The sequence below is a fragment of the Streptomyces albireticuli genome, from assembly GCF_021228125.1.
GTDB classification, from domain to species: Bacteria; Actinomycetota; Actinomycetes; order Streptomycetales; family Streptomycetaceae; genus Streptomyces; species Streptomyces albireticuli.
Genome location: NZ_JAJQQS010000020.1, coordinates 20,331 through 43,003 on the forward strand (window position 1 = coordinate 20,331; position 22,673 = coordinate 43,003).

At 72.5% G+C, this 22,673-nt stretch carries 27 protein-coding genes and 2 pseudogenes; 16 read left to right on the top strand and 13 right to left on the bottom strand.

All coding sequences use genetic code 11. From position 1 onward, the window contains the following. Positions 1 to 102: 102 nt before the first annotated feature. On the bottom strand, positions 103 to 663 hold the full coding sequence (locus tag LUZ64_RS29595) for a hypothetical protein (RefSeq protein WP_143593465.1): 561 nt from the start codon (positions 661 to 663) through the stop codon (positions 103 to 105). A gap of 489 nt (positions 664 to 1,152) precedes the next feature. On the opposite strand from LUZ64_RS29595, the gene LUZ64_RS29600 reads away from it, so the two are divergent. Further along, positions 1,153 to 1,983: a glycoside hydrolase family 16 protein gene (locus tag LUZ64_RS29600; protein ID WP_095584458.1), complete on the top strand. Its 831-nt coding sequence runs from the start codon at positions 1,153 to 1,155 to the stop codon at positions 1,981 to 1,983. Between the two features lie 12 nt (positions 1,984 to 1,995). On the opposite strand, the gene LUZ64_RS29605 is transcribed toward LUZ64_RS29600, so the two are convergent. The 3 genes from LUZ64_RS29605 to LUZ64_RS29615 all read right to left on the bottom strand — a co-directional run bounded on the left by LUZ64_RS29605 (position 1,996) and on the right by LUZ64_RS29615 (position 4,210). Next, a complete protein-coding gene (locus tag LUZ64_RS29605; protein WP_095584459.1) occupies positions 1,996 to 2,871 on the bottom strand; it encodes an undecaprenyl-diphosphate phosphatase in 876 nt (291 codons plus the stop codon). 184 nt (positions 2,872 to 3,055) lie between these two features. Continuing rightward, positions 3,056 to 3,376, bottom strand: a complete 321-nt coding sequence (locus tag LUZ64_RS29610) for a hypothetical protein (protein ID WP_095584460.1) — start codon at positions 3,374 to 3,376, stop codon at positions 3,056 to 3,058. Between the two features lie 126 nt (positions 3,377 to 3,502). Beyond that, on the bottom strand, positions 3,503 to 4,210 hold the full coding sequence (locus tag LUZ64_RS29615) for a TVP38/TMEM64 family protein (RefSeq protein ID WP_095584461.1): 708 nt from the start codon (positions 4,208 to 4,210) through the stop codon (positions 3,503 to 3,505). Positions 4,211 to 4,497: 287 nt separating this feature from the next. On the opposite strand from LUZ64_RS29615, the gene LUZ64_RS29620 reads away from it, so the two are divergent. Together LUZ64_RS29620 and LUZ64_RS29625 are read left to right on the top strand one after the other, a co-directional pair. Then, positions 4,498 to 5,652: a GTP-binding protein gene (locus LUZ64_RS29620; RefSeq protein WP_095584462.1), complete on the top strand. Its 1,155-nt coding sequence runs from the start codon at positions 4,498 to 4,500 to the stop codon at positions 5,650 to 5,652. A 4-nt stretch (positions 5,653 to 5,656) separates the two neighbouring features. After that, positions 5,657 to 6,502, top strand: coding sequence for a spermidine synthase (locus LUZ64_RS29625; protein WP_095584463.1), 846 nt, complete (start codon positions 5,657 to 5,659; stop codon positions 6,500 to 6,502). 81 nt (positions 6,503 to 6,583) lie between these two features. On the opposite strand, the gene LUZ64_RS29630 is transcribed toward LUZ64_RS29625, so the two are convergent. Next, a complete protein-coding gene (locus LUZ64_RS29630; protein ID WP_095584464.1) occupies positions 6,584 to 7,687 on the bottom strand; it encodes a DUF8017 domain-containing protein in 1,104 nt (367 codons plus the stop codon). Between the two features lie 82 nt (positions 7,688 to 7,769). Here LUZ64_RS29630 and LUZ64_RS29635 point away from each other — a divergent pair, with 82 nt between their 5' ends. Then, positions 7,770 to 8,222, top strand: a complete 453-nt coding sequence (locus tag LUZ64_RS29635; protein ID WP_095584465.1) for a DUF4442 domain-containing protein — start codon at positions 7,770 to 7,772, stop codon at positions 8,220 to 8,222. Positions 8,223 to 8,519: 297 nt separating this feature from the next. Next, positions 8,520 to 9,008 carry a MoaF-related domain-containing protein gene (locus tag LUZ64_RS29640; RefSeq protein ID WP_095584466.1) on the top strand — a complete coding sequence of 163 codons (489 nt, stop codon included), beginning with the start codon at positions 8,520 to 8,522 and terminating at the stop codon, positions 9,006 to 9,008. A gap of 25 nt (positions 9,009 to 9,033) precedes the next feature. On the opposite strand, the gene LUZ64_RS29645 is transcribed toward LUZ64_RS29640, so the two are convergent. Together LUZ64_RS29645 and LUZ64_RS29650 are read right to left on the bottom strand one after the other, a co-directional pair. Continuing rightward, complete coding sequence (locus tag LUZ64_RS29645) at positions 9,034 to 9,510, bottom strand: SRPBCC family protein (RefSeq protein ID WP_232390445.1); 477 nt, start codon at positions 9,508 to 9,510, stop codon at positions 9,034 to 9,036. A gap of 180 nt (positions 9,511 to 9,690) precedes the next feature. Next, the gene (locus LUZ64_RS29650; protein WP_170116935.1) at positions 9,691 to 10,569 is read right to left on the bottom strand and encodes an RICIN domain-containing protein; all 879 of its coding nucleotides are present in this window, start codon (positions 10,567 to 10,569) and stop codon (positions 9,691 to 9,693) included. Positions 10,570 to 10,877: 308 nt separating this feature from the next. Between LUZ64_RS29650 and LUZ64_RS29655 the strand changes: the two genes are divergently transcribed. Then, complete coding sequence (locus LUZ64_RS29655) at positions 10,878 to 11,486, top strand: NADPH-dependent F420 reductase (RefSeq protein ID WP_095584473.1); 609 nt, start codon at positions 10,878 to 10,880, stop codon at positions 11,484 to 11,486. A gap of 58 nt (positions 11,487 to 11,544) precedes the next feature. On the opposite strand, the pseudogene LUZ64_RS29660 reads toward LUZ64_RS29655, so the two are convergent. Together LUZ64_RS29660 and LUZ64_RS29665 are read right to left on the bottom strand one after the other, a co-directional pair. Then, a pseudogene (locus LUZ64_RS29660) lies at positions 11,545 to 11,810 on the bottom strand (NAD(P)/FAD-dependent oxidoreductase); the annotation flags it as partial. Positions 11,811 to 11,855: 45 nt separating this feature from the next. Continuing rightward, complete coding sequence (locus LUZ64_RS29665) at positions 11,856 to 12,269, bottom strand: arsenate reductase ArsC (protein ID WP_095584469.1); 414 nt, start codon at positions 12,267 to 12,269, stop codon at positions 11,856 to 11,858. Between the two features lie 88 nt (positions 12,270 to 12,357). On the opposite strand from LUZ64_RS29665, the gene LUZ64_RS29670 reads away from it, so the two are divergent. The 4 genes and pseudogenes from LUZ64_RS29670 to LUZ64_RS29685 all read left to right on the top strand — a co-directional run. Beyond that, a complete protein-coding gene (locus LUZ64_RS29670; protein WP_095584470.1) occupies positions 12,358 to 12,666 on the top strand; it encodes an ArsR/SmtB family transcription factor in 309 nt (102 codons plus the stop codon). Continuing rightward, positions 12,663 to 13,763 (top strand): ACR3 family arsenite efflux transporter, encoded by a 1,101-nt coding sequence (gene arsB, locus LUZ64_RS29675; RefSeq protein WP_095584471.1) that lies wholly within the window; start codon positions 12,663 to 12,665, stop codon positions 13,761 to 13,763. The genes LUZ64_RS29670 and arsB overlap by 4 nt, the downstream gene beginning before the upstream one ends. Beyond that, positions 13,760 to 13,954 (top strand): hypothetical protein, encoded by a 195-nt coding sequence (locus LUZ64_RS29680; RefSeq protein ID WP_095584472.1) that lies wholly within the window; start codon positions 13,760 to 13,762, stop codon positions 13,952 to 13,954. The genes arsB and LUZ64_RS29680 overlap by 4 nt, the downstream gene beginning before the upstream one ends. A gap of 93 nt (positions 13,955 to 14,047) precedes the next feature. After that, a pseudogene (locus tag LUZ64_RS29685) lies at positions 14,048 to 14,536 on the top strand (hypothetical protein); the annotation flags it as partial. A gap of 168 nt (positions 14,537 to 14,704) precedes the next feature. Here LUZ64_RS29685 and LUZ64_RS29690 read toward each other — a convergent pair. Beyond that, positions 14,705 to 15,742: a helix-turn-helix transcriptional regulator gene (locus tag LUZ64_RS29690; RefSeq protein WP_232390442.1), complete on the bottom strand. Its 1,038-nt coding sequence runs from the start codon at positions 15,740 to 15,742 to the stop codon at positions 14,705 to 14,707. A gap of 94 nt (positions 15,743 to 15,836) precedes the next feature. On the opposite strand from LUZ64_RS29690, the gene LUZ64_RS29695 reads away from it, so the two are divergent. Both LUZ64_RS29695 and LUZ64_RS29700 read left to right on the top strand, forming a co-directional pair. After that, positions 15,837 to 16,010, top strand: coding sequence for a VOC family protein (locus LUZ64_RS29695; RefSeq protein WP_170116684.1), 174 nt, complete (start codon positions 15,837 to 15,839; stop codon positions 16,008 to 16,010). Positions 16,011 to 16,053: 43 nt separating this feature from the next. Beyond that, positions 16,054 to 16,377: a TfoX/Sxy family protein gene (locus LUZ64_RS29700; protein ID WP_095579548.1), complete on the top strand. Its 324-nt coding sequence runs from the start codon at positions 16,054 to 16,056 to the stop codon at positions 16,375 to 16,377. A 93-nt stretch (positions 16,378 to 16,470) separates the two neighbouring features. On the opposite strand, the gene LUZ64_RS29705 is transcribed toward LUZ64_RS29700, so the two are convergent. Further along, entirely contained in the window at positions 16,471 to 17,070 is a 600-nt protein-coding gene (locus LUZ64_RS29705; protein WP_095579547.1) for a TetR/AcrR family transcriptional regulator, read from the bottom strand. A gap of 330 nt (positions 17,071 to 17,400) precedes the next feature. Between LUZ64_RS29705 and LUZ64_RS29710 the strand changes: the two genes are divergently transcribed. The 4 genes from LUZ64_RS29710 (at position 17,401) to LUZ64_RS29725 (ending at position 19,832) form a co-directional block, all read left to right on the top strand. After that, on the top strand, positions 17,401 to 17,784 hold the full coding sequence (locus tag LUZ64_RS29710) for a VOC family protein (RefSeq protein WP_095579546.1): 384 nt from the start codon (positions 17,401 to 17,403) through the stop codon (positions 17,782 to 17,784). A gap of 5 nt (positions 17,785 to 17,789) precedes the next feature. Further along, positions 17,790 to 18,203 (top strand): VOC family protein, encoded by a 414-nt coding sequence (locus LUZ64_RS29715; RefSeq protein ID WP_095579545.1) that lies wholly within the window; start codon positions 17,790 to 17,792, stop codon positions 18,201 to 18,203. A gap of 148 nt (positions 18,204 to 18,351) precedes the next feature. Continuing rightward, positions 18,352 to 18,597 (top strand): NAD(P)-binding domain-containing protein, encoded by a 246-nt coding sequence (locus LUZ64_RS29720; protein ID WP_095579544.1) that lies wholly within the window; start codon positions 18,352 to 18,354, stop codon positions 18,595 to 18,597. A 35-nt stretch (positions 18,598 to 18,632) separates the two neighbouring features. Beyond that, on the top strand, positions 18,633 to 19,832 hold the full coding sequence (locus LUZ64_RS29725; protein WP_095579543.1) for a winged helix DNA-binding domain-containing protein: 1,200 nt from the start codon (positions 18,633 to 18,635) through the stop codon (positions 19,830 to 19,832). Between the two features lie 396 nt (positions 19,833 to 20,228). Here LUZ64_RS29725 and LUZ64_RS29735 read toward each other — a convergent pair whose 3' ends face one another. Both LUZ64_RS29735 and LUZ64_RS29740 read right to left on the bottom strand, forming a co-directional pair. Further along, the gene (locus tag LUZ64_RS29735; protein ID WP_095579542.1) at positions 20,229 to 21,332 is read right to left on the bottom strand and encodes a carbohydrate binding domain-containing protein; all 1,104 of its coding nucleotides are present in this window, start codon (positions 21,330 to 21,332) and stop codon (positions 20,229 to 20,231) included. 196 nt (positions 21,333 to 21,528) lie between these two features. Continuing rightward, on the bottom strand, positions 21,529 to 22,638 hold the full coding sequence (locus LUZ64_RS29740; protein WP_372472047.1) for a glycosyltransferase family 4 protein: 1,110 nt from the start codon (positions 22,636 to 22,638) through the stop codon (positions 21,529 to 21,531). Positions 22,639 to 22,673: the final 35 nt, after the last annotated feature.

The window sequence follows — 22,673 nt, forward strand, 5'->3', positions numbered from 1 at the left end:
CTGACGCGTGTTGTGCTCTCGTGCGCCGTGGAGGTCCGAGGGCGCACACAGGGCGTGAAGCCATGGCCGGACGCGGCCGGGTGGTGCCGTGAGGGCCGGGGTTCAGGCGGGGCGGCCGACCCAGTGCACGCCGTAGTACGCGGCGCCGAAGTCGGGCCGCACCTCGACGTCCACCTTGCTCATCGCGTTCGCCGGGATGTCGAAGGCGAAGGAGGACGTCCCCGACGCGCCGGCCGCCAGCGCGCCCGTGAACGGGTTGCCCACGCCCCGGGCGCTGTCGAAGACCTGCCGGGCGGGGACGCCCTGCTCCCCGGCCTTCACCCGCACCAGGACGCCGGCCACGTCGAAGGTCTTCCCCGTGCCGTTGGTGAGCGTGACCGTGAAGGCGGCGGGCGAATGGCCCGGCTGGTGGCCGAGGGACGTGTCGCTCGGGGTGAACGCGACCGGCCGGGTCACCTTCACCTTCAGCCCGTTCCCGTAGACGAAGGTGTCCTCGAACGCGACGACGCGGGAGCCTTCGGCGGAGGTGCGGGCGGCGGAGGGCGACAGGGTCTGCCCCGCGGTCACCTCGTCGTCGGGGCTGCCGCACGCGGTGAGGACGGTGGCGGCGGCCAGGAGGGCGGCGGCCATGCGCGCCGTCCGTACGCGGGGTGGCGGTCCCATATGGCCAGGGTGGGGGCCGGGGGGCCGGTGTGCATCCTGGGTGTGGCGGGTGGGTGGGGGTGCGGTGGGTTGCCGCTGCGCGGGGCTTTGTCCCCTACCCGCCCCTTCCCGAACCGGGGCTCCGCCCCGGGCCCCGGTCCTCAATCGCCGGACGGGCTGAAAATCAGCCCGTCCGGCGATTGAGGACACCGCGCGTCAGCGCGGAAAGGGGGCCCGGGGGCTCGCCCCCGGTTCCGGGAAGGGGCGGGGTGGGGAAAGGCCCCGCGCGGCGGCACCCACCCCGCCGCACCGCAACACCCCGCCCTCGTACGCCGCCGTGCCCCCACCCGTGCGACCAGGGGTACCCCGCCACGCGGCCCCGCGGTCCGGCGTGAGTGTGTCAGGTCGGGGTGCCGGCCGGCCGTCGGGTGGGCCCATCGGGGGGAAGATTCGCGCGTTCCCGGGTGCGCACCCGCCCACCGGGGCGCAGCCACCCGTAGAAGTCCATGCATGCGCTCCCCGCGACGCCCGGCCCGCCGTCTGCTCGCCGCCGTCCTCCTCGCCGCCGCTCCGCTCGCCCCGCGCGCCGCCCCGCCCGCGGAGGCCGCCGCGCCGGAGTGGCACCTGCGCTTCGCCGACGACTTCGACACCGACGTCCCGCGGGGGGCCTTCAGCGACTGCGCCCACGACCCCGACACGCCGCGGGCGTACTGCGGCGGCCTCACGGGCGCCATGCGCGAGAACTGGTGGGCGTACCCCGAGGGGTGGCCCGACACCGCGACCCAGCGCGGCCTCCCCGTCGGTGGTCACTACGACCCGGCCACCACCCTCTCCGTCTCCCGCGGGAAGCTGCGCATCCGGCTCTGGCGCGGCCGTACCGGGGGCGTGCACAGCGCCACCGTCGTGCCCAAGAAGCTGATGGGCCTGCGCTACGGGCGGTACGAGGAGAGGTGGCGGGTCTCCCACGTCAGCCCGGGCTACAAGAGCGCCCATCTGCTCTGGCCGGTGGCCAAGGGCGGGTGCGCCGAGATCGACTTCCCCGAGCTGGAATGGAACGCCACGGTCGCCGGCTTCGCCCACCCCGCGGGCTGCGGCCGCCAGTTCGCCGTGGACACCGGCGCCCGCTGGAGCCGCTGGCACACCTCGGTCATCGAATGGCGCCCCGGCGACCTCCGCTTCCACCTCGACGGCGAAGAGGTGGGCCGTACCACCCGCGAGGTCCCCGACGCCCCCATGACCTGGGACATCCAGAACGAGTCGGCCCTCAACGGCGAGCGGGCCGCACCCGGGTCGTGGTCCCGGATCGACATCGATCACGTACGCGGCTGGAGCCGGGACTGAAAGGGGGCTCCGTCAGCCCGCCGACTCCCCGGCGTGCGGGCTGAGGACACCCGCACCGACCAGCGCGAACAGGAGGAGGCCCAGCAGGATCCGGTAGATCACGAAGGGCATGAAGCTCTTGGTCGTGATGAACCGCATGAACCACGCGATGACCGCGTACCCGACCACGAACGCGATCACCGTGGCGAAGACCGTCGGGCCCCACGCCGTGTGGCCCTCGCCCGCGTCCTTCAGCTCGAAGAGGCCCGACGCCAGGACCGCGGGCACGGCGAGGAGGAAGGAGTAGCGGGCCGCCGCCTCACGGGTGTAGCCGAGGAAGAGGCCCCCGCTGATGGTCGCGCCGGAGCGGGAGACCCCGGGGACCAGGGCCATCGCCTGGCAGACGCCGAAGACCAGGCCGTCCTTGACGTTCAGGTCCGTCAGCTCCTTGCGCGGCCTGGCCGCCCGGTGCCGCCCGCCGGCCCTGTCGCGCGCCGCCAGCCGGTCCGCGACGCCCAGCACGACGCCCATCACGACGAGCGTCGTGGCGATCAGCCGCAGGTCGCGGAACGGCCCCTCGATGGCGTCCTTCAGTACGAGCCCCAGCACCCCGATCGGCACCGAGCCGACGATCACCAGCCAGCCCGTCCGCGCGTCCGCGTCCTCCCGGGCCAGCCGCCGGTCGGACAGGGAGCGGAACCACGCCGAGACGATGCGCGCGATGTCCTCGCGGAAGTACAGGAGCACGGCGGCCTCGGTGCCGATCTGGGTGACCGCCGTGAAGGCCGCCCCCGGATCCGGCCAGTCCGCGAAGGCGGCGGTCAGCCGCAGATGGGCGCTGGAGGAGATCGGCAGGAACTCCGTCAGCCCCTGGACGAGCCCGAGGACGAATGATTCGAACCAAGTCATGAGGCTTGTGCCATCCCGGTGACGATCGCGGACACGTCCCGGCCGCGGGGGCGCACCCGACGCGGGCCGGCCGCCCGCCCCGTTCGAGGTGCCGGTCGGAAGGGATCATCCACCGGGCGGTGGGCAGCCCGGCGTCCTGCGGGTGAACGGCGGGCGAAGCCGGGGGCCCCGGGCCGGGCCGGCGTCAGGCCTGGCCGGTCTCGAACCGGCTGACCTTGCCTCCGTCGACCGTGAACCGCCACGCGGTCCGCATCTCCCCCCAGGTGTCGTTGCGGTAGCCGACGACGAGGGACCGGCCGTCGTCGGCCTCGGACTCCACGTCCATATGGCCGCCGGAGGAGAAGATCTCCCGCTCGGACCAGTCCTGGAGGTCCCGGTCCGAGCCGTCGTCGGACATCGTGGCGCCCGGGGTCAGCGCGGCCTGGAACGCCGCGCGGTCGTTGGCGTTGATCGCGGTGACCAAGGCGCGCACCGCCGGGTCGGACAGCTGGTCGGTGGGGATCACGGGCTCTCCTGGTCGGCCGGGGAAGGGACGCCCTCACGCTAAGCACCTGCGGTACCCCCTGCCACTCGGACGATCCACCATGGCCCGGCTCCACCCACGCGTCCTCCGGCGCTCCGTGCCGCCCGGCTACGCCCCCGTGCGGCCGCGTTTGCGCCACGCCACCACGACGGCCGCGAGCCCGGTGACCCCGATGAACGCCATGGCGGCCAGGAAGGCCGGGGACGTCGGCGTCGACGCGTGGCTGCCCGCGATCACGTACGCGGCGGTGTTGGGCACGCTACCGATGCCGGTCGCCAGCAGGAAGGGCGCCCAGCCCATCCGGGACACGGCGGCGCAGTAGTTCGCGGCGGCGAACGGCACGCCCGGGAACAGCCGGATCGCCAGCATCGACCGGAAGCCGTGCCGGCTCAGCTGCCGGTCGGCGGCCGTCAGCCACCGCCCGCGCAGCAGGGGCCGCAGCGCGTCCTGCCCCAGCAGCCTGCCCAGACCGAAGGCGAGGCCCGAGCCCAGCACCGTGCCCGCCACGGCGGCGGCCGTGCCGAACGGGGAGCCGAAGAGCGCGCCCGCGGCGATGTTGAGGATCGGCCGGGGCACGAACGCCGCCGTGCACAGCCCGTACGCGACGGCGAACAGCACTACCGCGGCACCGCCGGACAGCTGGGGCGGCCAGCCGTCGGCGAGCAGCCGCTCCGGGCGGACGGCGACCACCGTCGCCGCGGCACCGGCGAGCAGCACCACGAGCAGGCCGAGGCGGAACCACGGGGACAGCAGCGCACGGGAACCGCGTGCGGCGAATCCGGTGGGTCCGGCGGGGGGCGCGGCGGATCGGAGCATCGATGGAGCGTAACCGACGGGGGCGGGCGGCGGCCCCGAAGTCCGCGAGCCGGTACGGAACCAGCACATTCCGGCACCGGCGGTTCGTCCGCCCGCCACCACGCCGACCGGGTGGGCGCGGCGCCGCCCGCCGGGGCCGGGGGAGGCGCCGGACCAGGGCGGGAACCGGGAACGGGCGCCCACGGCGAAAACCGTTCGACGTCCCGCACCCCGGGCGCCAGCATCGACGGTGTGCGCCGGGCTGTGCTGGTCACGCGCCCCGCACCTCGGCTCCAGGGAAAGGAACCATGCCCAAGCAGGCCTACGCCCGTACCAAACCACACCTCAACATCGGCACCATCGGCCCGCAGGGCCACGGCAAGACCACGCTCACCGCGGCCCTCGCCCGGAGCCTCGGCTCCGCCGCCCGCCCCATGAGCGGCACCACGACCGGCATCACCCGCGTCGCCTACGAGACCGGCACCCGCCACTACGCGCACGCCGACCTGCCCGGTCACCCTCGCTACACCACGAACCTGCTCACCGGGGCCGCCCCGCTCGACGGGGCCGTCCTCGCGGTGTCCGCGCTCGACGGCGTCGTCCCCGGCACCGCGGCCCACCTGCTGCTCGCCCGCCAGGCCGGGGTGCGCCACCTCGTCGTCGCCCTCACCAAGGCGGACGCCGGCGGGCCCGAACTCACCGACCTCGCCGAACTCGACGTCCGCGCGCTGCTGACCGCCCACGGCCACGACGGCCGGCACGCCGCCGTCGTCCGCGTCTCGGCGCTGCGCGCGCTGGAGGGTGACCCGCGCTGGACCGGCGCGCTCGAAGCGCTCCTCGACGCCGTCGACACCTACGTACCCACGCCCGCGCGCCGCACCGACGCGCCCCTGCTCCTGCCCGTGGAGCGGGCGTTCGCCCTGGCCGGGCGGGGCACCGTCGTCACGGGCACGATCGAGCGCGGCACCGTACGCCCCGGCGCCCGGGTCCGGCTGCTCGGCCCCGGCGGCGGACCCCGGGACGCGTTGGTGACCGGTCTGGAGACCTTCGGCCGGCCCATGGAGGTCGCGGAGGCGGGCGACTGCGTGGGGGTGCTCCTGCGCGGGGTCCGGCGGGAGGACGTGCGCCGCGGCGACACCGTCACCGCCCCCGGCGGCGCCGCGCCCCGGCGGCGCTTCACCGCCCGCCTCCGGCTGCCCGTCGCCGCGGACGGCGGCCGGCACACCCCCGTGGCCACCGGGCACCGGGCGCAGTTCCACTTCCGTACGGCCGATGTCACCGGCACCCTCGGCCTCGGCCCGCGCGGGTACGCCCGGCCCGGGGAGACCGTCGCCGCGACGGTCGTCCTGGACCGCGCCCTGCCGCTGGAGACCGGGCTGTCCTTCGTGGCGCGCGAGGGCGGCCGGACGGTGGGAGCGGGGACGGTCACGGCCCTTCCGGAGGGCCGGCGCCCGGCACAATAGGGGCGTGGAAGAACCGATACCCGTGACGCGGGACGTGGACTGCGGCACGGCCAAGCTGATGCCCGACGTGGACCGGCCGCGCGCCTGGCTGCTCACCGTCGACGGGGCACCGCAGTCCTATGTGGACCTGGACGACCCGGAGCACCTCGAATTCGAGTACGCCCGCCGGATCGCCCACGTCCTCGACACGGCGGCGGAACCGCGCCGCGCCCTGGACGTGCTGCACCTGGGCGGCGGCGCCCTCACGCTGCCGCGCTACGTCGCGGCCACCCGGCCCGGATCCCGGCAGCTCGTCGTCGAGGCCGACCGCGGACTCCTCGCGCTCGTCGCCGAGCACCTGCCGCTGCGCGAGGGCTCCGGGGCCGAGGTGCGCGCGGCCGACGCGCGCGCCGAGCTGGAGGCCGCGCCCGGCGGCTCCGCCGATGTGATCGTCGCGGACGTCTTCGGCGGCTCGCGGGTGCCCGCCCACCTGACGTCGCTGGAGTACGCGCGGGAGGCCGCCCGCGTCCTGCGCCCGGGGGGCCGCTACGCCGCCAACCTCGCCGACGGCGCGCCGTTCACCTTCCTGCGCTCGCAGGTGGCCGGCTTCGCGGCGGTCTTCGCGCACGTGTGCCTGATCGCGGAGCCTGCGGTGCTGCGCGGCCGCCGCTTCGGCAACGCCGTCCTCGTCGCCTCGCACGGCGAGCTGCCGGTGGCCGCGCTCGCCCGCCGGGCCGCGGGCGACGCCTTCCCGGCCCGGGTCGAGCACGGGGAGGCGCTGGAGCGGTTCACGGCCGGGGCCGCGCCGGTGCGCGACGCGGACGCGGTGGGCTCGCCGGAGCCGCCGGGCGGGGCGTTCGGCATCGGCTGACTCCCGTGCCCGGCGGCCCGGCCGGGCCGCCGGGCACGGGAGTCCCCTGTCCGGAGCGCTCCGTCCGTCCGGAACTCCGGGTCAGGAGCTCTTGAGCGGCCGGAGCGAGCTCATGATCTTCTTGATGGTGTCGTCCGACAGATCGTCACCGGTCCCGGTCGCCGCGTGCAGCACCCAGGTCGCGAGGTCCCCGGCGGAGTCCTTGTACGTCACCGTGAAGGACTTGCCGTCGGTGTCGCACTTGTCGTTCTTGGTCACACCGGTCACCGTCGCGGTGGAGGTGTAGCCGGTGAGCCCGTGGTCGCTCTTGAAGGGCTTGGCGTCGGTGCTCTCCAGCTTGCCCGTCTGCTTCAGGTCGTAGCCGGCGATGAGCCAGTTCTCCGCCTCGATCTTGGCGGCGCTGGCCATGCTCTTGGCGCCCTGGGCGCCCTTCGTGCCCGCGGCGCCCAGGCTGCCGTTCGGCCGGCCGGCGCAGCCGGCCTTCTTGTAGCGGGCGGTGCCGCTCATCAGGACCAGGCCCTTGCCCTTCTCGTCCTCGAAGCCGATGGACTGCGAGGGCGACTCCACGGTCCAGTCCGCCGGGACGTCGAAGGCGTCGTGCCGCTTCTGGTTGGTGACGACCTTCCAGCCGTCGATCACCGGCTTGACCTCCTCGCCGCCACTGCGCGGGTTGTCGAGGGGAGCCTCCGAGCCCGACGGGGACGGGGCCGAGGAGGCGGGCGCGGGCGCGGACGACGAGGGCTGTGTGTCGCTCTGCGCCACGTTCTCCTTGTCGTCGTCCTTGAGCACGACGACACCGGTGACCACGGCCGCGACCACGACGGCCACCGCCGCGCCGATCGCGATCACCGTGGTGCGCTTGCGGTTGTCACCCGGCGGGCGCGGCGCACCGGGCGGGCCGCCGGCGTTCCACTGCGGCACCGTGCCCGGCTCGACACCGGGTTGCATCGGCTGTCCCGGCTGTCCCGGCTGTCCCGGCTGTCCCGGTTGCCCGGGCTGACCGGCCGGCTGGGCGCCGACGGGCTGCTGGTACGGGTTGGGCTGCTGCCCGTAGCCGGGCTGCGCGTACCCCGGCTGCTGATACGGGTTCGGCGGTGGAAACCCCGGCTGAGGCCCCGGCGTCTGGTACGGGTTCTTGTCCTGCGGGTTCTGCTCGCCCCCGGGCGGCTGCTGTCCTGGCCACATGGCCGATAACCATAGAGGCAGTCGGTGTCTTGTGTGACGGGCGCCCCTTCCCGCCGAGGCTACCGACTGGTAACTTGCGGCTATGTCTGAGACCAAGCCCTCGATCGGCGACATGCTCGCGGCCACCGTGCCCATGGTGCGCACCCTCAACCTCGCCTTCGGCGAGATCACCCCGGAGCGCGCCGTCGTCAGCCTCCCCGACCAGCCCGACTACCACAACCACGTCGGGGGCCCGCACGCCGGAGCCATGTTCACCCTCGCCGAGTCCGCGAGCGGCGCCATCGTCCTGGCCGCCTTCGGCGACCAGCTCGGCCGCGCCGTGCCGCTGGCCGTCAGTGCCGAGATCGGCTACAAGAAGCTCGCCAAGGGCCCGGTCACCGCCACCGCCGAGCTCGGCCGCCCGGCCGCCGAGGTCGTCGCCGAACTGGACGCGGGGGAGCGCCCCGAGTTCCCGGTCCGCGTCGCGATCACCCGCGAGGACGGCGCGGTGACCGGCGAGATGACGGTCGTGTGGACCCTGCGGCCCAATTCATAGCCTCTGACCTGCGAAGGCGCTGATCTGCCGCTTTCGCGGGGCACATTGGGGTCACACTGCTACCGGGCCGTCGTCACGGGCCGACCGGTACTCGCCGCCTCTCCCGCGCCGGAGTGGGGATCATGCCTGCGCCCATGGCCGCGCGCTCCCCGACGTTGTCCGCGTCGCCGGCGGGCCTCGATGCCGACGGCGCGCCCTTGGAGTCGCCGTCCGGGGGAGGCCGTGGTGGAATGCCGGTGCAGCCGATCCGGCCAAGGAGGGCTGTGTTCCTGACGGTAGGGGGTGTAAGGAGCCTCCATGAAGATCGCCCGGTTCATCCGCGTGGCCGTGCCCCTGTCCCTGGCCCTGTGCTGCACGGGCACTCTCCCCGCCGAAGCGCAGGAGCTCCCCGCGCCGCGTGGCGGGGTGGAGTGCCGCGGCTGGGAGCGGGAGTACGAGGACGCGGCGATGCCCGCCGTCGGGCAGACGTGGACCCTGGACTTCGGCAGCGACACTCCCATCGGCCCGGGTCCGTTCGTGGCCACGATCCACTTCACCGATGAGAGCCGGGCGACGATCAAGGTGACCCAGGGGCCGGCGGGGACCCAGGGGCTGACGCAGGACATCACGTACACCAGCACGCGGTTGCGGCCCTGCCAGTACGCCGTGACCTGGCACGAGCCCAAGACGGGGCTGTTCGTCACCCAGGTGGAGGATTTCGCCCAGCACCGGGCGTACGACACGATCGTCGACCCCGCCAAGGGCACGATGATCCATATGACGGCCACGTTCTTCCGCGGCCAGTGAGCCGACCGGGGCGGCTACGGGTCGGTCAGTGGCGTTCCTCAAGGTGCTTCTTGAACATCATGGCCATCGTGTACTGCTGCCCGAGGTAGTTCTGGAACGAGTCGGCCTGGCTCTTCGGGGCCGATTCGAGGAGGCCGTCGGGGAAGTCGACGCGGATGGTGCGGGTGAAGAGGGTGCCGGTGCCGGAGGGTGCGAACTCGTAGGTGATGGTCTGGCAGCAGTGGTTCCCGGTGCCCAGTTCCGCCTGCGAGACGATGGTCAGGCGGGTGTTCGGGGTCGCTTCCTGGACCGTCCAGGGGAAGGTGTACTCCGTATCCTCCGGCCCCGCGGCGTGTTCGACGAACGTGTCCCCACCCGCCAGGAGCCGGGACGGATCGCCCGTCACCGGGGTGATCCGCAGGGTGACGCCACGGTTGATGGCGGGCCAGTTGCCCGCGTCGGCCAGCACGGCGAAGGCCGCCTCCGGCGAGCGCTCGATGTACACACTGGCGGTACCGCTCATGGTGGGCACGAGCCTCTCCTCACGTCCGGCCCCCGGCAGTGTTTCCACCGTACGGCCGGGCCCGTCACTCCGCCGCCCGTCGTGGACGGGCGGCGGCCGGGGGCGGCTTCGCCCGGCATCGGCTTCGCGATCCCGGCCGCCACGGTCCGCCGCGGGCGCTTCAGGCCGCACCGTCAGCTGTCAGACGCGCTCCAGGCGCCATTTCTGCGCGTCGGTGTCGTTGAACGTGTACTGCTGGACGTTCGCGCTGTTGTCCATCGACATGCCGGCGACGTCCACGGCCTTGCCGCTGAGGACGTTGCTGATCACGAAGACGCCGTCGCCGACCGGGGTGACCCACCAGCGCTGGTTGGTGCCGCCGTTACCCGTCCACTGCTGGATGTTGGCGGTGTCCTGGAGACCGGCCTTGTCGACGTCGAGGAACAGTCCGCTGGCCTTGGACGTGATCTCGTACACGCCGGTGACGTCCCACGGGGACTGGCGGCCGACGCGCCGTACGGCCTTGAACGTCCACTGCTGGTTCGCTCCGCCGTGGCGGGTGTACTGGCCGACGTTCGCGCCGCTCTCCTGCTCGTTGCCCAGGATGTCCAGCACCTTGCCGCTGGCGACGTTGGTGAGGATGTAGGTGCCTTCCTCGACGGGCAGCTTGTTCTTCTGCACCTGGGCGGCGTCCGTGCCGTGCGGGAAGACGCGTATGGAGGCCGTCCGGTTCTTCAGCGCCGGGCCCAGGGTGGTGCGGGAGGCACCCACGATGGCACCGAGGTCGTCGATCTCCCGTGTGTCCTTGTCCGCGATGGACGCGAGCTCGTCGCGCGGGCCCACCTGGGCGGCGAAGCCCTTGAAGTCCGCCTCGACGTGCAGGGCCAGGCTCTGCTCGGTGTGATCCACCACCGACAGGACACGGCCTTCGAAACCGAACGCCCGCACATCGCCCAGCGACTGGTCGGCCAGCAGGACGCGGCCACGCTCCTTGGCGTTGAAGTCCTCGTGCTCGTACAGCGCGTACCAGCCCTTCGGGCACACCACGACGCCGCTGCCCTCGAAGATCTTGACCGTCACCCTGGATCCGTCCTTCTCTGATCGCAACTCCCGCGCACCGCGGGCCACATGATCACCCTAGGGTCCCGACCGCATCACCAACAGTGATCAAATCCAGTCACTGGCCTGAGTCGACATGTCCACCGGCAACGCGGACGCGGACCTGCCGGTGCGGCGTGTCCTGGCACTATCCCGTCAGAGGCGTCCACGTCACCCAGGTGGAGGACTCCACAGGGCGCCGTGTGTCCGACACGTTCCTCAACGGCACGTGGTTCTTCCACAGGATCCGTCGGGAGGCGAGGTGCGGGAAGGTGTGTGACGGTGGGGCCATGAAGGTGGGAATCATCGGCACCGGCCGTCTGGGCAAGGCGCTGGCCGGGCATTTCACACGGGCCGGGCACCAGGTGAAGGTGGCGAACTCTCGCGGCCCGGACACCCTGGCTCCGCTCGTCGGTGAGCTCGGCGAGAACGCGTCGGCCGGGACGCCGCAGGAGACGGCCGACTTCGGGGACGTCGTCGTTCTGGCCGTCCAGTGGGACCAGAAGGAGAGCGCGATCGCCTCGGTCTCCTCCTGGCAGGGACGCACCGTCCTCGTCCCGGTCAACCCGCTGCGGGAGACGGCGGACGGTCTGGAGCACGCGGACACCGGGGGCCGTGCGCCCACCGAGGTCGTCGCCTCGCTCCTTCCGGGCGCCCTCGTGGTGAAGGGTTTCAACACCTATCCGGCCCAGGTCCTCGCCGAGGATCCCGTCGTCGACGGCGGGCGCCGCCTCGTCCTGCTCGCCGGGGACGACGCCGCCGCGAAACGGAAGGTTGCCGACCTGGCCGACAGCGCCGGCTTCCAGGCCGTCGACACCGGAACCCTCGCCGAGGGCGGCCCCCTGTTCGACAGCGGCGGCCCGCTCGGCGGCCCCCGCAAAGACCTGCTCGCCCTCTGACCCGCGCGCCGGCGAGCGAACCACGTGAGGCGGCCTGCCGCACGCCCCCGGGCGGCTTCTACAGGGCCACGGCCTCCCTCTCGGGTTCGGTCGGCTCGCCGTCGGCCGGTGCGGCGAGGTACCGCTCGGCGTCGAGGGCGGCGGAGCAGCCGGTGCCGCTGGCGGTGATCGCCTGGCGGTAGGTGGCGCCCCGGCACCGTGGTCGACCGCGTCGCCCGCGGCGAACACGCCCGGGACGTTCGTACGGGTCGAGGGCGCCGTCACCTTCAGGTAGCCGTCGTCGTCAGTGGCGAGCCGGCCGGTGAACAGCTCGGTGCGAGGATCCGGCGGGGCCGGAGCCTGTGACGATGACGTCGCGGACCTCGCCGCTCATGCGGATGTCTCCGGGGCGATCTCGGCGATCAGGCCCTTGATCAGGACCTTGATCCGGTCGCGGATCGGGCGGACGGCCTCGACGCCCTGGCCCGCCGGGTCCTCGAGCTTCCAGTCCAGGTACCGCTTGCCGGGGAAGACCGGGCAGACGTCGCCGCAACCCATGGTGATGCACACATCGGACGCCTGGACGGCGTCGACGGTGAGGATCTTCGGGGTCTGGGAGGTGATGTCGATGCCGACCTCGCGCATGGCCTCGACGACCGCCGGGTTGACGCTGTCGGCCGGGGCGGAGCCCGCGGAGCGGACCTCGACGCGGTCGCCCGCCAGGTGGCTCAGCCACGCGGCGGCCATCTGGGAGCGGCCGGCGTTGTGGACGCAGACGAAGAGAACGGAGGGCTTCTCGGGCATCAGGGTCTCTCTTGTCTCACAGAGGGAAAGGAAGCGTGGTATCAGCATCCACTGGTATCAGTCGCCACTGATGTGAGAGTATCAGTCCATGATGACGTCAGTCGACACTGATCTGATCCGGGTTCTCGCGGACCCGCTCAGGCTGAAGATCGTGACCCTGCTCGCCCACGAGACCCTGTGCACCACGCACCTGGTGGAGGAGACCGGCGCACGGCAGACCAACCTCTCCAACCACCTGAAGGTGCTGCGGGAGGCCGGTGTCGTGGAGACCGAGCCCTGCGGGCGGTTCACCTACTACAAGCTGAAGCCCGAGGTCATCGCCGCTCTCGCCGGGCAGTTCACGGAGCTGGCCGAGCACGCCCGCACCGCCGCTGACCGGAAGAGGTCCTGCCCGTGACCCGCACCGAGGCCCCCGCCTCAACGGGAGAAGCCTCGGTCGTCGCTAAGCTCTCCACCCTCGACCGCTTCCTCGCGGTCTGGATCCTCATCGCCATGGGCCTCGGCCTTGGGCTGGGCCGCCTGATTCCCGGGCTGAACGACGCGCTCGCGAAGGTCGCGATCGGCGGCATCTCGCTGCCGATCGCGGTCGGCCTGCTGATCATGATGTATCCGGTGCTGGCCAAGGTCCGCTATGACAAGCTCGACGCCGTCACCGGCGACAAGAAGCTCATGGTCTCGTCGCTGGTCATCAACTGGGTCCTGGGCCCGGCCGTGATGTTCGCACTGGCCTGGGTCTTCCTGCCGGACCTGCCCGAGTACCGCACCGGCCTGATCATCGTCGGCCTGGCCCGCTGCATCGCCATGGTCATCATCTGGAACGACCTGGCTCGCGGCGACCGGGAGGCCGCCGCTGTCCTGGTCGCGCTGAACTCCGTCTTTCAGGTCATCGCGTTCGGCCTGCTGGGCTGGCTCTACCTCGACCTGCTGCCCGGCTGGCTCGGCCTGGGCGACGGCGAGCACCTCGACATCTCCATGTGGAAGATCGCCCTGAACGTCGTCATCTTCCTGGGCGTCCCGCTGCTGGCCGGCTTCCTGACCCGTCGCATCGGCGAGAAGAAGATGGGCCGGGCGGACTACGAGAACAAGTTCCTGCCGAAGATCGGCCCGTTCGCCCTGTACGGCTTGCTGTTCACGATCGTGATCCTCTTCGCCCTCCAGGGAAAGACGATCACCTCCCGGCCCGGCGACGTCGCCCGTATCGCGCTGCCGCTGCTCGCGTACTTCGCGATCATGTGGTTCGGCACCTTCGCTCTAGGCAAGGCCGTCGGCCTCGCCTACGACCGCACGGCGACGCTGGCGTTCACGGCGGCGGGCAACAACTTCGAGCTGGCCATCGCGGTCGCCATCGCCACCTTCGGCGTCACCTCCGGCCAGGCCCTCTCCGGCGTCGTCGGCCCCCTCATCGAGGTGCCCGTCCTGGTCGCCCTGGTCTACGTCTCCCTCGCCTGGCGGCGGAAGTTCACCGCGCCCGAGCCGGCCGGGGCCGCCGGGTGAACCGCCTGGACTGCCACGACCGGGACCGGACCGTCCCGGTCGTCGGCATCTGCCTGACCTGCGGCGCCGCCATATGCCAGGCCCACGCCGGCACCGGCCGGGATCTGCAGGACCGGCACCTGGGCAGTGGCCGGGCGCCGCTGCGGTGCCGCCCCTGCTCGCCCGTACGCGAACGGGCGGCGGCCTCGTGAACCGGCTGGTGGACGTGGTGGACGTGGTGGTGATCGGCGGCGGCCAGGCGGGGCTCGACGACACCGCAGGTGTCGCCGCCCTCGGCGACATCGCGCCCCGCCCTGGCCCACCTCGCCCCACTCGGCCTGCGCGACCCTCGCGGGAGCATCCCCACCGACGGCGCCAGGGCGTCGGCCGAACCGCGCCTGCGCCTGCTCGGCTACGGCGACTGGACCGGTCCGGCGTCCGCCACGCTGATCGGCTTCGGCCGGCCTGCCCGGGGCGTCTACCTCGTCGGCATGAAGTCCTACGGCCGTGCTCCGACGTCCCTGGCCATGACCGGCTACGAGCGGGTCCGCTCCGTCGCCGCCGCCCTGGCAGGGGATCAGGAGGCGGCCGAGCGCGTCGAGCTGACCTTGCCCGAGGCCGGCGTGTGCGGCGGCGCCGGGCTCTTCGACCAGCGCGAAGCCGACCAGCGCGAAGCCGACCAGCCCGAAGCCGACCAGCCCGAAGCCGACGAGACTGCGGGCCGCGGATGCTGCGCGGCCCTGGCCACACTCCGGATCGGCGTCGGCGCCCCGGCCCCCTCGGGCGGCTGCTGACGCTGTGTACGGTCCACGTGGCGCTGCTCGCACGCGCGGCCGTGGTCTATGGAGTAGATGTCGCAGCCGCGGCCCAACGCGTGGCCTCTGGCCGGGAAAGGCTCTGATCCGCTGCTTTCGCAGGGCGTGTCGAGGCCGCACTGTCATGCGGGGCCGTGGGTCCGTGTTTCACGGACCCACGGCCCCGTTCCCGTTCGTCCTGCCGGCCCCGCCACCCTCGTCGTCCTGCCCGGCGAGGGCGCGTGCGGCGCGCAGCAGGCGTTGTCCGCACTGTTCGAGGTGTGAGGCGAGTTCGGGGGTGCCCCCGATGGTGTCGGAGGGGCCGAGGTCGACGGTGAGGAGCTGCTCGACGATGTGGAAGGGGTTGTCGGCGGCGAGGTCGAGGGTGCTGGTGTGGTCGTCGAGGGGGCGTACGCGGTCGGGGAGGGAGTGGGTGCGGGCGCGGACGGTGGCGGCGTCGGCCGGGACCACGGCGTGGAAGGCGTAGCGGGCGGGGGCGGCGGCCAGGCGCGCGGCGACGTAGGCGGCCGCGTCCGCGGCGGGCAGCGCGCGAGGGGTGACGCGGTGGCCGGTGGGGGCGGGGTCGGTGAGGCGGTCGGCGCGGAAGAGGCGCCATTCGCCGAGGCCGGTGTCGTAGGCGACGAGGTACCAGACGGGAGTGGCGGCCACCAGGGAGTGCGGCTCGGCCCGGCGCGGTCCGGTCTCTCCCTTGCCGGTGCGGTAGGTGAAGGTGACGGTCTCGTGGTCGTGGCAGGCGGCGGCCAGGGTGGCCAGGACGGTGGGGTCGGCCGTCGGGCCGGTGCTCCAGGGGACGGGGAGCGGGGCGGTGGTGGCCTGGATCGCGGCCACCTGGTGCCGTAGACGGGCTGGCAGGACCTGTTCGAGCTTGGCCAGGGCGCGCACGGCGGTCTCCTCGATGCCGGCGACGCCGCTGGTGGCGGTGCGCAGGGCGACGGCGACGGCCACGGCCTCCTCGTCGTCCAGGAGCAGCGGGGGGAGGGCGGCCCCGGCGGCCAGGCGGTAGCCGCCGGCGGTGCCGGTGGTGCCCTTGACGGGGTAGCCGAGCGTGCGGAGCCGGTCGATGTCGCGGCGGATGGTGCGCAGGGTGACGCCGAGCCGTTCGGCCAGTTCGGTGCCGGACCAGGTGCGGCGCGTCTGGAGCAGGGAGAGCAGGCGCAGCATGCGGGCGGGCAGGTCCTGGGTCATGTTCTCCAGGCTGCCAGGCATTGGTGACGTGAGGTGTCCTAAAGGGCCTCTAGCGTGGGACACGTCCGGATGTTCCGCGCAGATAGAAAAAATCATGATTACTGGGCTGAACACGGCCACCGTCCGGGTGCTCGACCAGGACACGGCCAAGGCGTTCTTCACCGACAAGTTCGGCCTGGAGATGCGCGCGGCTCCGGCCGCCGGGAGGGCGATCCCGCCCTCCCGGCGCACGACCGTTGGCCGCACCGGCGGCCGGTGGAAACGATGACCACAGCGGGCCCTTCCGGGCTGTCCGACGACAGGGTGGAGCCATGGCTTACGACGAAGTACTCGCGGAACGCGTGAGGGAACGGCTGGAGCCGGAGGGGGTGGTCGCGAAGAAGATGTTCAGCGGGCTGACGTTCCTCTTCCAGGGGAACGCGCTGGCCAACCTCTACGACGAGGGCCTGATGGTGCGTGTCGGCAAGGAGCGGACCGCCGAGGCCCTGGAGCACCCCGGGGCCAGGCCGCTGGTGATGCGGGGCAAGGAGCAGCGGGGGTGGGTCGTGCTGGCGGAGGAGACCCTCGACGACGACGTTCTGGACGGCTGGCTGCAATGGGCCATGGACGTCACCGCGGAGCTCCCGCCCAAGTGAGCGCGCGGCCCGGCACGGCCGCCCGGGCCAGGGGCCTGCCGGGGTGAAGGCGCTCCGGGGCGCGGTGCCTGCCGGGAGTCCGCCGTTGTCGCGTCAGACGCGGCTGTCGTGCGGGGGAGCGGGGGGCAAGGGGGTGAGGAGGCGGCGCAGGCAGGTCTCGATCTCGGTGCGGGTGGGGGTCTGGGTGCCGGCGAGGCCGCGCAGAGTGAGGCCGGTGATGGCGACGGCGGCTGTGGTGGCGGTGACGGGGTCCGTGTAGTGGGCGAGGGTGTCGATGGTGAGCTGGATGTACTGGTCGGCGACGGGGCGCAGGGCCGGCCGGCGCAGGGCGGCGAGATAGAGCTCGAATTCCAGGACCTGCTGGTCGCGCTGGGGGCCGAAGCAGTCCAGAAGGGCGTCGGTGAGCAGGACGGTCAGCTGGTCGGCGGTGAGGCCGGGGCGTCGGGCGGCCCAGTCCTGAAGGTAGGCGGCGTAGCGGTCGACGGCGCGCTGGAGGGCCGCGGTGATCAGGTCGTCCTTGGTGGCGAAGTGGTAGGTGGTCGCTCCCAGGGGGACGCCGGCCTTCTCGGCGACGGCACGGTGCGTGAGGCCCTCGATGCCGCGCTCGGCGATGACTTGCTCGGTGGCCGCGGTGATCTCCTCGATCCGCTTCTGAGGGTCACGCCGGCGGCGGGCGGGCTGGTCGGTGGGCATGTCCGGTCCTCTCCACGGAGACGCTTCAACTTTACAGTACATGTGTACTTCTTTGCTCGCCAAACCCCGTTCCGCCGGCTCCCGTCTCCAGGGGGCGGCTGGGGTCGCCTGCCCTTATCGCCCGCGCGGGGATTTGCCGCACCTCTCCGGGGCGAGGCTTCCATGCATCCCAAAAAGGTGTGATGTCCGTATTGCGCAATCCCTTGGCGCTCCAGTACGGTACTAATGTACTGAACGGCGGAGGCGAGTGCCCCGCGACGTTCCCGCGGGACGGGCCCCCGCTTCTGAAGGCCCCCGCGGTTCCCCCTCAAGGCTCAAGGAGTGCCCCCCATGAAGGCTCCCGCTATCGCCCCCTGCCTCGGTGTGAAGGACACCGGCGCGTCCGTCGGCTTCTACGAGAAGCTCGGCTTCACGGCCCTGCCGGCCGGCGACGACCCGAACGATGACATCCGCTCGCTGCTCTTCGGCGACGCGTTCGCGCTGATGGTCTACCGCGACGCGCACCTGCGTGACTGGCTGCCGGTCCTGAAGGACACCCCGGTCGGCGCGTTCGGCATGTTCTACCTGGCGGTCGACGACTTCGACGCCTACGTCGCCGGGATCCGCCCCCTGGTGGACGCCGTGAAGGAAGGCACCCACGACGGCCAGCCGATCTTCTACTTCGCCGACCCCGACGGCTACGTCATCGGCGTCGTGCAGAAGCGGGAGTGGTGAGCGCCATGACCACGACCGCAACCTCCGCCGCCACCGCCAAGGTCGCCTCGTACGCCTTCTGGGCCCGCGACGGCAAAGAGCTCGCCACCTTCTACGCCGCCGCCCTGGGCTACCAGCTCGTGCGGGAATACCCCAACGAGGAAGGCGTGCCGACCGCGTTCCTGGTCAGTGACGCCGACGGCAGCGTCCTTTACACCTTCTACACCGCCCGCGACTACCAGGCGCCGAACTGGCCGCAGGACGAGCTGCCCTTCCACCTCGACCTGTCCTTCGACGACGTCGAGGCGGGGGAGAAGCGGCTGCTGGAGCTGGGCGCGACCAAGCCGGACCACCAGCCCGGAGGCGGACAGTGGACGGTCCTGCTCGACCCGTCGGGCCAGCCGTTCTGTATCAGCCCTGCCGCCAACTGGCAGTACTGACGTCCCTTTTGGGATCCGGTGCCGGGTCCTGCCCCACCTGCGGCCCGGCACCGGCCCGCGCTTCCCTCCCGCATCCCGCCCCCGGCGGCTGTCCGAAGCCCTGCCGAAGGAGACCTTCCCCGCCGCCCGTGTCGTCAAGACCTTCAACATGGCCGCCCGTCTCATGGCCGACCCCGCCTCCCTCGCCGGAGCGGACCACACCATGTTCCTGAGCGGCGACGACGCCGACGCCAAGGCCCAGGTCCGTGAACTGCTGACCGCCTACGGGTGGAAGGACATCGTCGACCTGGGCGAACTGACCACCGCACGTGCCACCGAGATGCTCCAGCCCCTCTACCTCACGCTCGTACGCGCCCTGGGCCACGAGCACTTCAACCTCAGCCTGGTCCGCTGACCACACCGCCTCCGCGAACCCGAAAGACCCGCACGATGACCGCCCTGCGCCGTATCACTCCCGCCGAACGCCGTGCCCGGCTCGCCGCGCGGCACCTCCTCGCTCCGGACCGCCGGGCCGCGGGCCCGCGGGAAGTGGCGGAGGCCCTCATAGGTCTGCACGCCACCGACCCCGCCACCGTCTTCCTCTCCGCCGCCGCCCGGATGTCCGCCCCCACGGCCGCGGCCGTCGACCACGCCCTCTACGGCGCGACGCCCCCGCTCGCCCGTATCCGGTGCATGCGCCGCACCATGTTCGTCACGCCCCACCACCTCGCGCCCGCCCTCCACGCCGCCACCGCCAAGGACGCGGGTCGCGACCGCGATGCCGCCGTGGAGCACCTGCGCGCCACGCTGGGCTGGTCACCGGCCCGCTACGCGGCCGTGGAGAAGGCCACCCTCGCCGCCTTGACCGCCCGCGGCCGGGCCACCGCCGCCGAACTCGCCGCGGACGTCCCCGACCTGCGCGAGGACTACGCCGTCAACGCCGGCAAGCCGTACGAGACCCGCCGGCGCGTGAGTGCCCCGGTCCTGGGCACCCTCGCCGCCGAAGGGCGCGTCCGCCGTACCCGCCCGGCCGGTTCGTGGACCTCCGCGCAGTACCGCTGGGAGCGGGCCGAACCGTTCCCCGCCGTGCCCGCGGCCGAGGCGAGGGCCGTGCTGGCCCGGCACTACCTGGCCGCGTTCGGGCCTGTCACCGAAGCGGATGTGAAGTGGTGGACGGGCTGGACGCTGACCGACACCCGCAAGGCCGTCGCCGCCACCGGCGCCGAAGCCGTCGAACTCGACGAGGGCACCGGCTACCTCCTCCCCGAGGACAACCAGCCCCCGGCCGAGACCGACAGCGAGCCGGAGCCGTGGGTGGCCCTGCTGCCCGGCCTGGACCCCACCCCCATGGGCTGGCGCCACCGCGACTTCTACCTCGACCCCGCCCACACCCCGGCCCTCTTCGACCGCAACGGCAACATCGGCCCCACCATCTGGGCCGACGGCCGCATCATCGGCGCCTGGGCCCAGCACCCCGGCGGCCATATCAACCACCACCTCCTCACCGACCCCGGCCGCCACACCCGCGCCCTCATCAACAACGCCGTCCAGCGCCTGTCCATCTTCCTCGACGGCACCCGCGTCACCCCCTGCTATCGCACCCCCCTCGAACGCGAACTCGCAGCCGCACGCCCCGCCCGCCACGGCTGAAGCAGCGGCGTTCCTCAGCGGCTGCGGCCCTGGCGTGGGGCTTCCGCAGGATCCGTCGGGAAGCGGGGTGCGTGAAGGTGTGTGACGGTGGGGTCTCCCTCGCCGAGGACGGACCCCTGTTCGACAGCGGGCGCCATCCCGCACCTCGTCACGCCGCAGTGCACCGCACAGGCCCGCGACACCCTGGGGGACCGGCCCTTCCTCGGGCCGGAGATGAGGGCCGTGTCCAGGTCGTACTGCGACGGGGGCAGGGGAGAGCCCCCGGAGCACCGATGCGCTCCGGGGGCTCCGGCCGGTCGGCCCGGGGTGCCCGCTCGTGTCAGCCGCCTGCTCCGCCACGGCGTCGCGTGGCTCCGGCTGCTCCGTGGCGGTCCTCCGGCGGGAGGACCGCCAAGGTCATCCGGCCTGAACCCGGAGGGAGGTGGAAGCCGACTTCTTGGTGCCCACGACGAAGGTCAGGCTGGTGTCCCGGGCCGGACCGTGGGCGAGAGCCTTCACCGCGATCATCACCAGGGAATTCGAGCCCTTCCCCGACAAGGCCAGGTCGATGTTCTCGAAGGTGACGGTCTGGCCCTGCCGCGGCAGGGTCTCGTCGTAGCGCGACTCGTTCCCGTAGTCGTCCCGCACGATCAGCTGAACCAGGTTGTTGTTCTCGGGGACGAACTGCAGGCCCGTCGCCGGCGGGAGGGTCACCCGGACGGTCTGCCGGGAGACGTCGCCCTCTTCACCGGCCTGCAGGTGCACACCCGGGTAGTAGGTCTTGCCGTCGCGTGGCAGCGGCATCGGGTCCCCGCTCGGTGACACGGAGAAGCCCGAGTCGTGGAGCCGCACGGACACATCCGCCAGCTGCGCGCCGGAGTAGAACCCGAGCTGGGTGTCGTCCGCGAACTTGATGTAGGCCTCCGTCGACACGGCGGTGAAGGAACGCCGGTGCTGCTCCCAGTACCGCGCCCAGATACCGCCCACGACCGTCGTGTCGGCGGCCCGGACCTCGACGAGAGCCCTGTCCAGTGCCGAGGTCCTGTCCGCGTACGGGGAGGAGCCGTCCGTGATGCTGTACTGCATCCGCACCGGATGCGGGCTGCCTTGGGCGAACGCGGCCCCCGCCAGGAAGGCGACGTCGTACCGGGCTCCGGGGATCAGCCCGGAGACGCGTTGGCCCACGAAACCGTGCCACAGGTCGCCGGCGCCGATGAGGTCGACGCAGTTGCTGCCGTGGGACGCGTCCCGCCAGGGGTTCTGGTCGAACGCGTAGCTGTGGCTGCGGACGTCGATGTAGTTCTCCCGCGGTCCCCGGTCGTTGCCGAGGTTCTCGCCGTTGCTGCCGTAGTCCCACTGGGCGAGGTAGACGTTTCCGGCGTGGGCGACCGCGTTGAGGTAGTTGTACTCGGATTCCAGGAACTTGGGCGCGTCCTGGAATCCGCCGTCCCTCACCAGGTTGGGATTGGGGTTGCCGCTGTCCGCGGTGGGGGTCTGCAGAACGGGGAAGGTCGTTGTCACGGTTTTCTCCTTCGTCGGACGGCGCGGGCGACTTCACGTCGCCTCGCGGGGTGACGGCACATCACCGCCGTCTCTTCGACCCACAGGGCCGCGGTTCGCGCGGGCACGGAGTGCCGCGGCCGCGACTCGTGGAGTTTCCCGGCGGCCGGGTCGGTCCGACCCGGCGCGGGGCCGGCGCTCCTCCCGGACGCGTCGCTCAGCTCGCGGAGAGGGGCGTCGAGGCGTGCGGCGCGCCCGCCACGCGGAAGGACTTCCGCCGCCTCGCGTCGTACAGCGACTCGACGGCGTCGCACCAGAGGCCGAGGTCGGGGGTCGCGCTGAGCTCGGCGGAGCGGGCCTTGGCCCGGCGGGAGGCCTTTTCCCAGTTGTCCGGATCCCGCAGTGAACGGAGGGCGTGCAGCCACGCGTTGAGGTCGTCGCGGTAGGCGAAGATCCCCGCGTCGCCGAGGGCCTCGACCAGGCCCGGGGTGGGGTGGGCGATCACCGGGATGCCGGACGCGAACGCCTCCACGGCCACGCGCCCCCAGGACTCGTACAGGCTGGGCATGAGTATCACGCGCGAGCGGCCGTAGACGTGCTCGCGCATCTCGTTCCCGGGTACGCCGTCGACGATCTCGCAGTTGGGCAGGCGCGTCGGTGGCTCGGTCTGCTTCCCGTAGGCGCCGCGCACCCCCAGGAATTCCCATTCCGGCGACCAGGCGGCTATCTGCCAGAAGATGTCGCCGCCCTTGTCGGGGTTGAGGTTCACCAGGGTCACGCGGTCGCCCGGCGTGGTGCTGTAGTGCTCCGCGATGACGGGCGGGCGGACGACGATCGTGCGCCGGGGCAGGAACTCCTCGGGGTACCGCCCGTAGTGGATCTCGCCGTCGCGCCGGATCCACTCGCTGTTGTAGACGACGAGGTCCGCTCCGGCCGCGTCGTGGAAGCTGGAGGCGAAGTTGTCGTGGCAGATCACGACCACGGGTATCCGGCGGGCCTTGGCCAGACCCGACACGATGGGCACGTTCTCGTACTGGGACAGGAGAACGTCGGCCCGCTGGGCCTCGGCGGCGAAGTCGGCGCCCGCCTGGTAGGGGACGACCCGCACCCCGTCGATGTCGTAGGGCTTCTCGATGGTCCCGGGGTGCGACAGCCACACCGTCACGCGGTGGCCGCGCTCGGTCAGCGGGCGCAGCATCGAGTGGAGCATCCACTCGGAGCCGGCGTTGTGGGCCGGGGGGTATCCGTACACCCGGGCCACGATGGACATACCGCGCGGCCTGGCGGACGCCGCCGGTCGGGGCGGGCGGGCCGTCACCGTGTTCACCTGAATCTGCTCCTTCCGGATGGGCGCGAGGCGGC

What these genes read in the sequence shown, in the direction of transcription:
- LUZ64_RS29595 (WP_143593465.1), bottom strand. Translation starts at nt 663, where the DNA reads ATGGGACCGCCACCCCGCGTACGGACGGCGCGCATGGCCGCCGCCCTC.
- LUZ64_RS29690 (WP_232390442.1), bottom strand. Translation starts at nt 15,742, where the DNA reads ATGACCCAGGACCTGCCCGCCCGCATGCTGCGCCTGCTCTCCCTGCTC.
- LUZ64_RS29600 (WP_095584458.1), top strand. Translation starts at nt 1,153, where the DNA reads ATGCGCTCCCCGCGACGCCCGGCCCGCCGTCTGCTCGCCGCCGTCCTC.
- LUZ64_RS29720 (WP_095579544.1), top strand. Translation starts at nt 18,352, where the DNA reads ATGGCCGCCCGTCTCATGGCCGACCCCGCCTCCCTCGCCGGAGCGGAC.
- LUZ64_RS29615 (WP_095584461.1), bottom strand. Translation starts at nt 4,210, where the DNA reads ATGCTCCGATCCGCCGCGCCCCCCGCCGGACCCACCGGATTCGCCGCA.
- LUZ64_RS29635 (WP_095584465.1), top strand. Translation starts at nt 7,770, where the DNA reads ATGTCTGAGACCAAGCCCTCGATCGGCGACATGCTCGCGGCCACCGTG.
- LUZ64_RS29630 (WP_095584464.1), bottom strand. Translation starts at nt 7,687, where the DNA reads ATGTGGCCAGGACAGCAGCCGCCCGGGGGCGAGCAGAACCCGCAGGAC.
- LUZ64_RS29725 (WP_095579543.1), top strand. Translation starts at nt 18,633, where the DNA reads ATGACCGCCCTGCGCCGTATCACTCCCGCCGAACGCCGTGCCCGGCTC.
- LUZ64_RS29605 (WP_095584459.1), bottom strand. Translation starts at nt 2,871, where the DNA reads ATGACTTGGTTCGAATCATTCGTCCTCGGGCTCGTCCAGGGGCTGACG.
- LUZ64_RS29705 (WP_095579547.1), bottom strand. Translation starts at nt 17,070, where the DNA reads ATGCCCACCGACCAGCCCGCCCGCCGCCGGCGTGACCCTCAGAAGCGG.
- LUZ64_RS29645 (WP_232390445.1), bottom strand. Translation starts at nt 9,510, where the DNA reads ATGAGCGGTACCGCCAGTGTGTACATCGAGCGCTCGCCGGAGGCGGCC.
- LUZ64_RS29670 (WP_095584470.1), top strand. Translation starts at nt 12,358, where the DNA reads ATGATGACGTCAGTCGACACTGATCTGATCCGGGTTCTCGCGGACCCG.
- LUZ64_RS29665 (WP_095584469.1), bottom strand. Translation starts at nt 12,269, where the DNA reads ATGCCCGAGAAGCCCTCCGTTCTCTTCGTCTGCGTCCACAACGCCGGC.
- LUZ64_RS29715 (WP_095579545.1), top strand. Translation starts at nt 17,790, where the DNA reads ATGACCACGACCGCAACCTCCGCCGCCACCGCCAAGGTCGCCTCGTAC.
- LUZ64_RS29695 (WP_170116684.1), top strand. Translation starts at nt 15,837, where the DNA reads ATGATTACTGGGCTGAACACGGCCACCGTCCGGGTGCTCGACCAGGAC.
- LUZ64_RS29710 (WP_095579546.1), top strand. Translation starts at nt 17,401, where the DNA reads ATGAAGGCTCCCGCTATCGCCCCCTGCCTCGGTGTGAAGGACACCGGC.
- LUZ64_RS29655 (WP_095584473.1), top strand. Translation starts at nt 10,878, where the DNA reads ATGAAGGTGGGAATCATCGGCACCGGCCGTCTGGGCAAGGCGCTGGCC.
- LUZ64_RS29700 (WP_095579548.1), top strand. Translation starts at nt 16,054, where the DNA reads ATGGCTTACGACGAAGTACTCGCGGAACGCGTGAGGGAACGGCTGGAG.
- LUZ64_RS29640 (WP_095584466.1), top strand. Translation starts at nt 8,520, where the DNA reads ATGAAGATCGCCCGGTTCATCCGCGTGGCCGTGCCCCTGTCCCTGGCC.
- LUZ64_RS29620 (WP_095584462.1), top strand. Translation starts at nt 4,498, where the DNA reads ATGCCCAAGCAGGCCTACGCCCGTACCAAACCACACCTCAACATCGGC.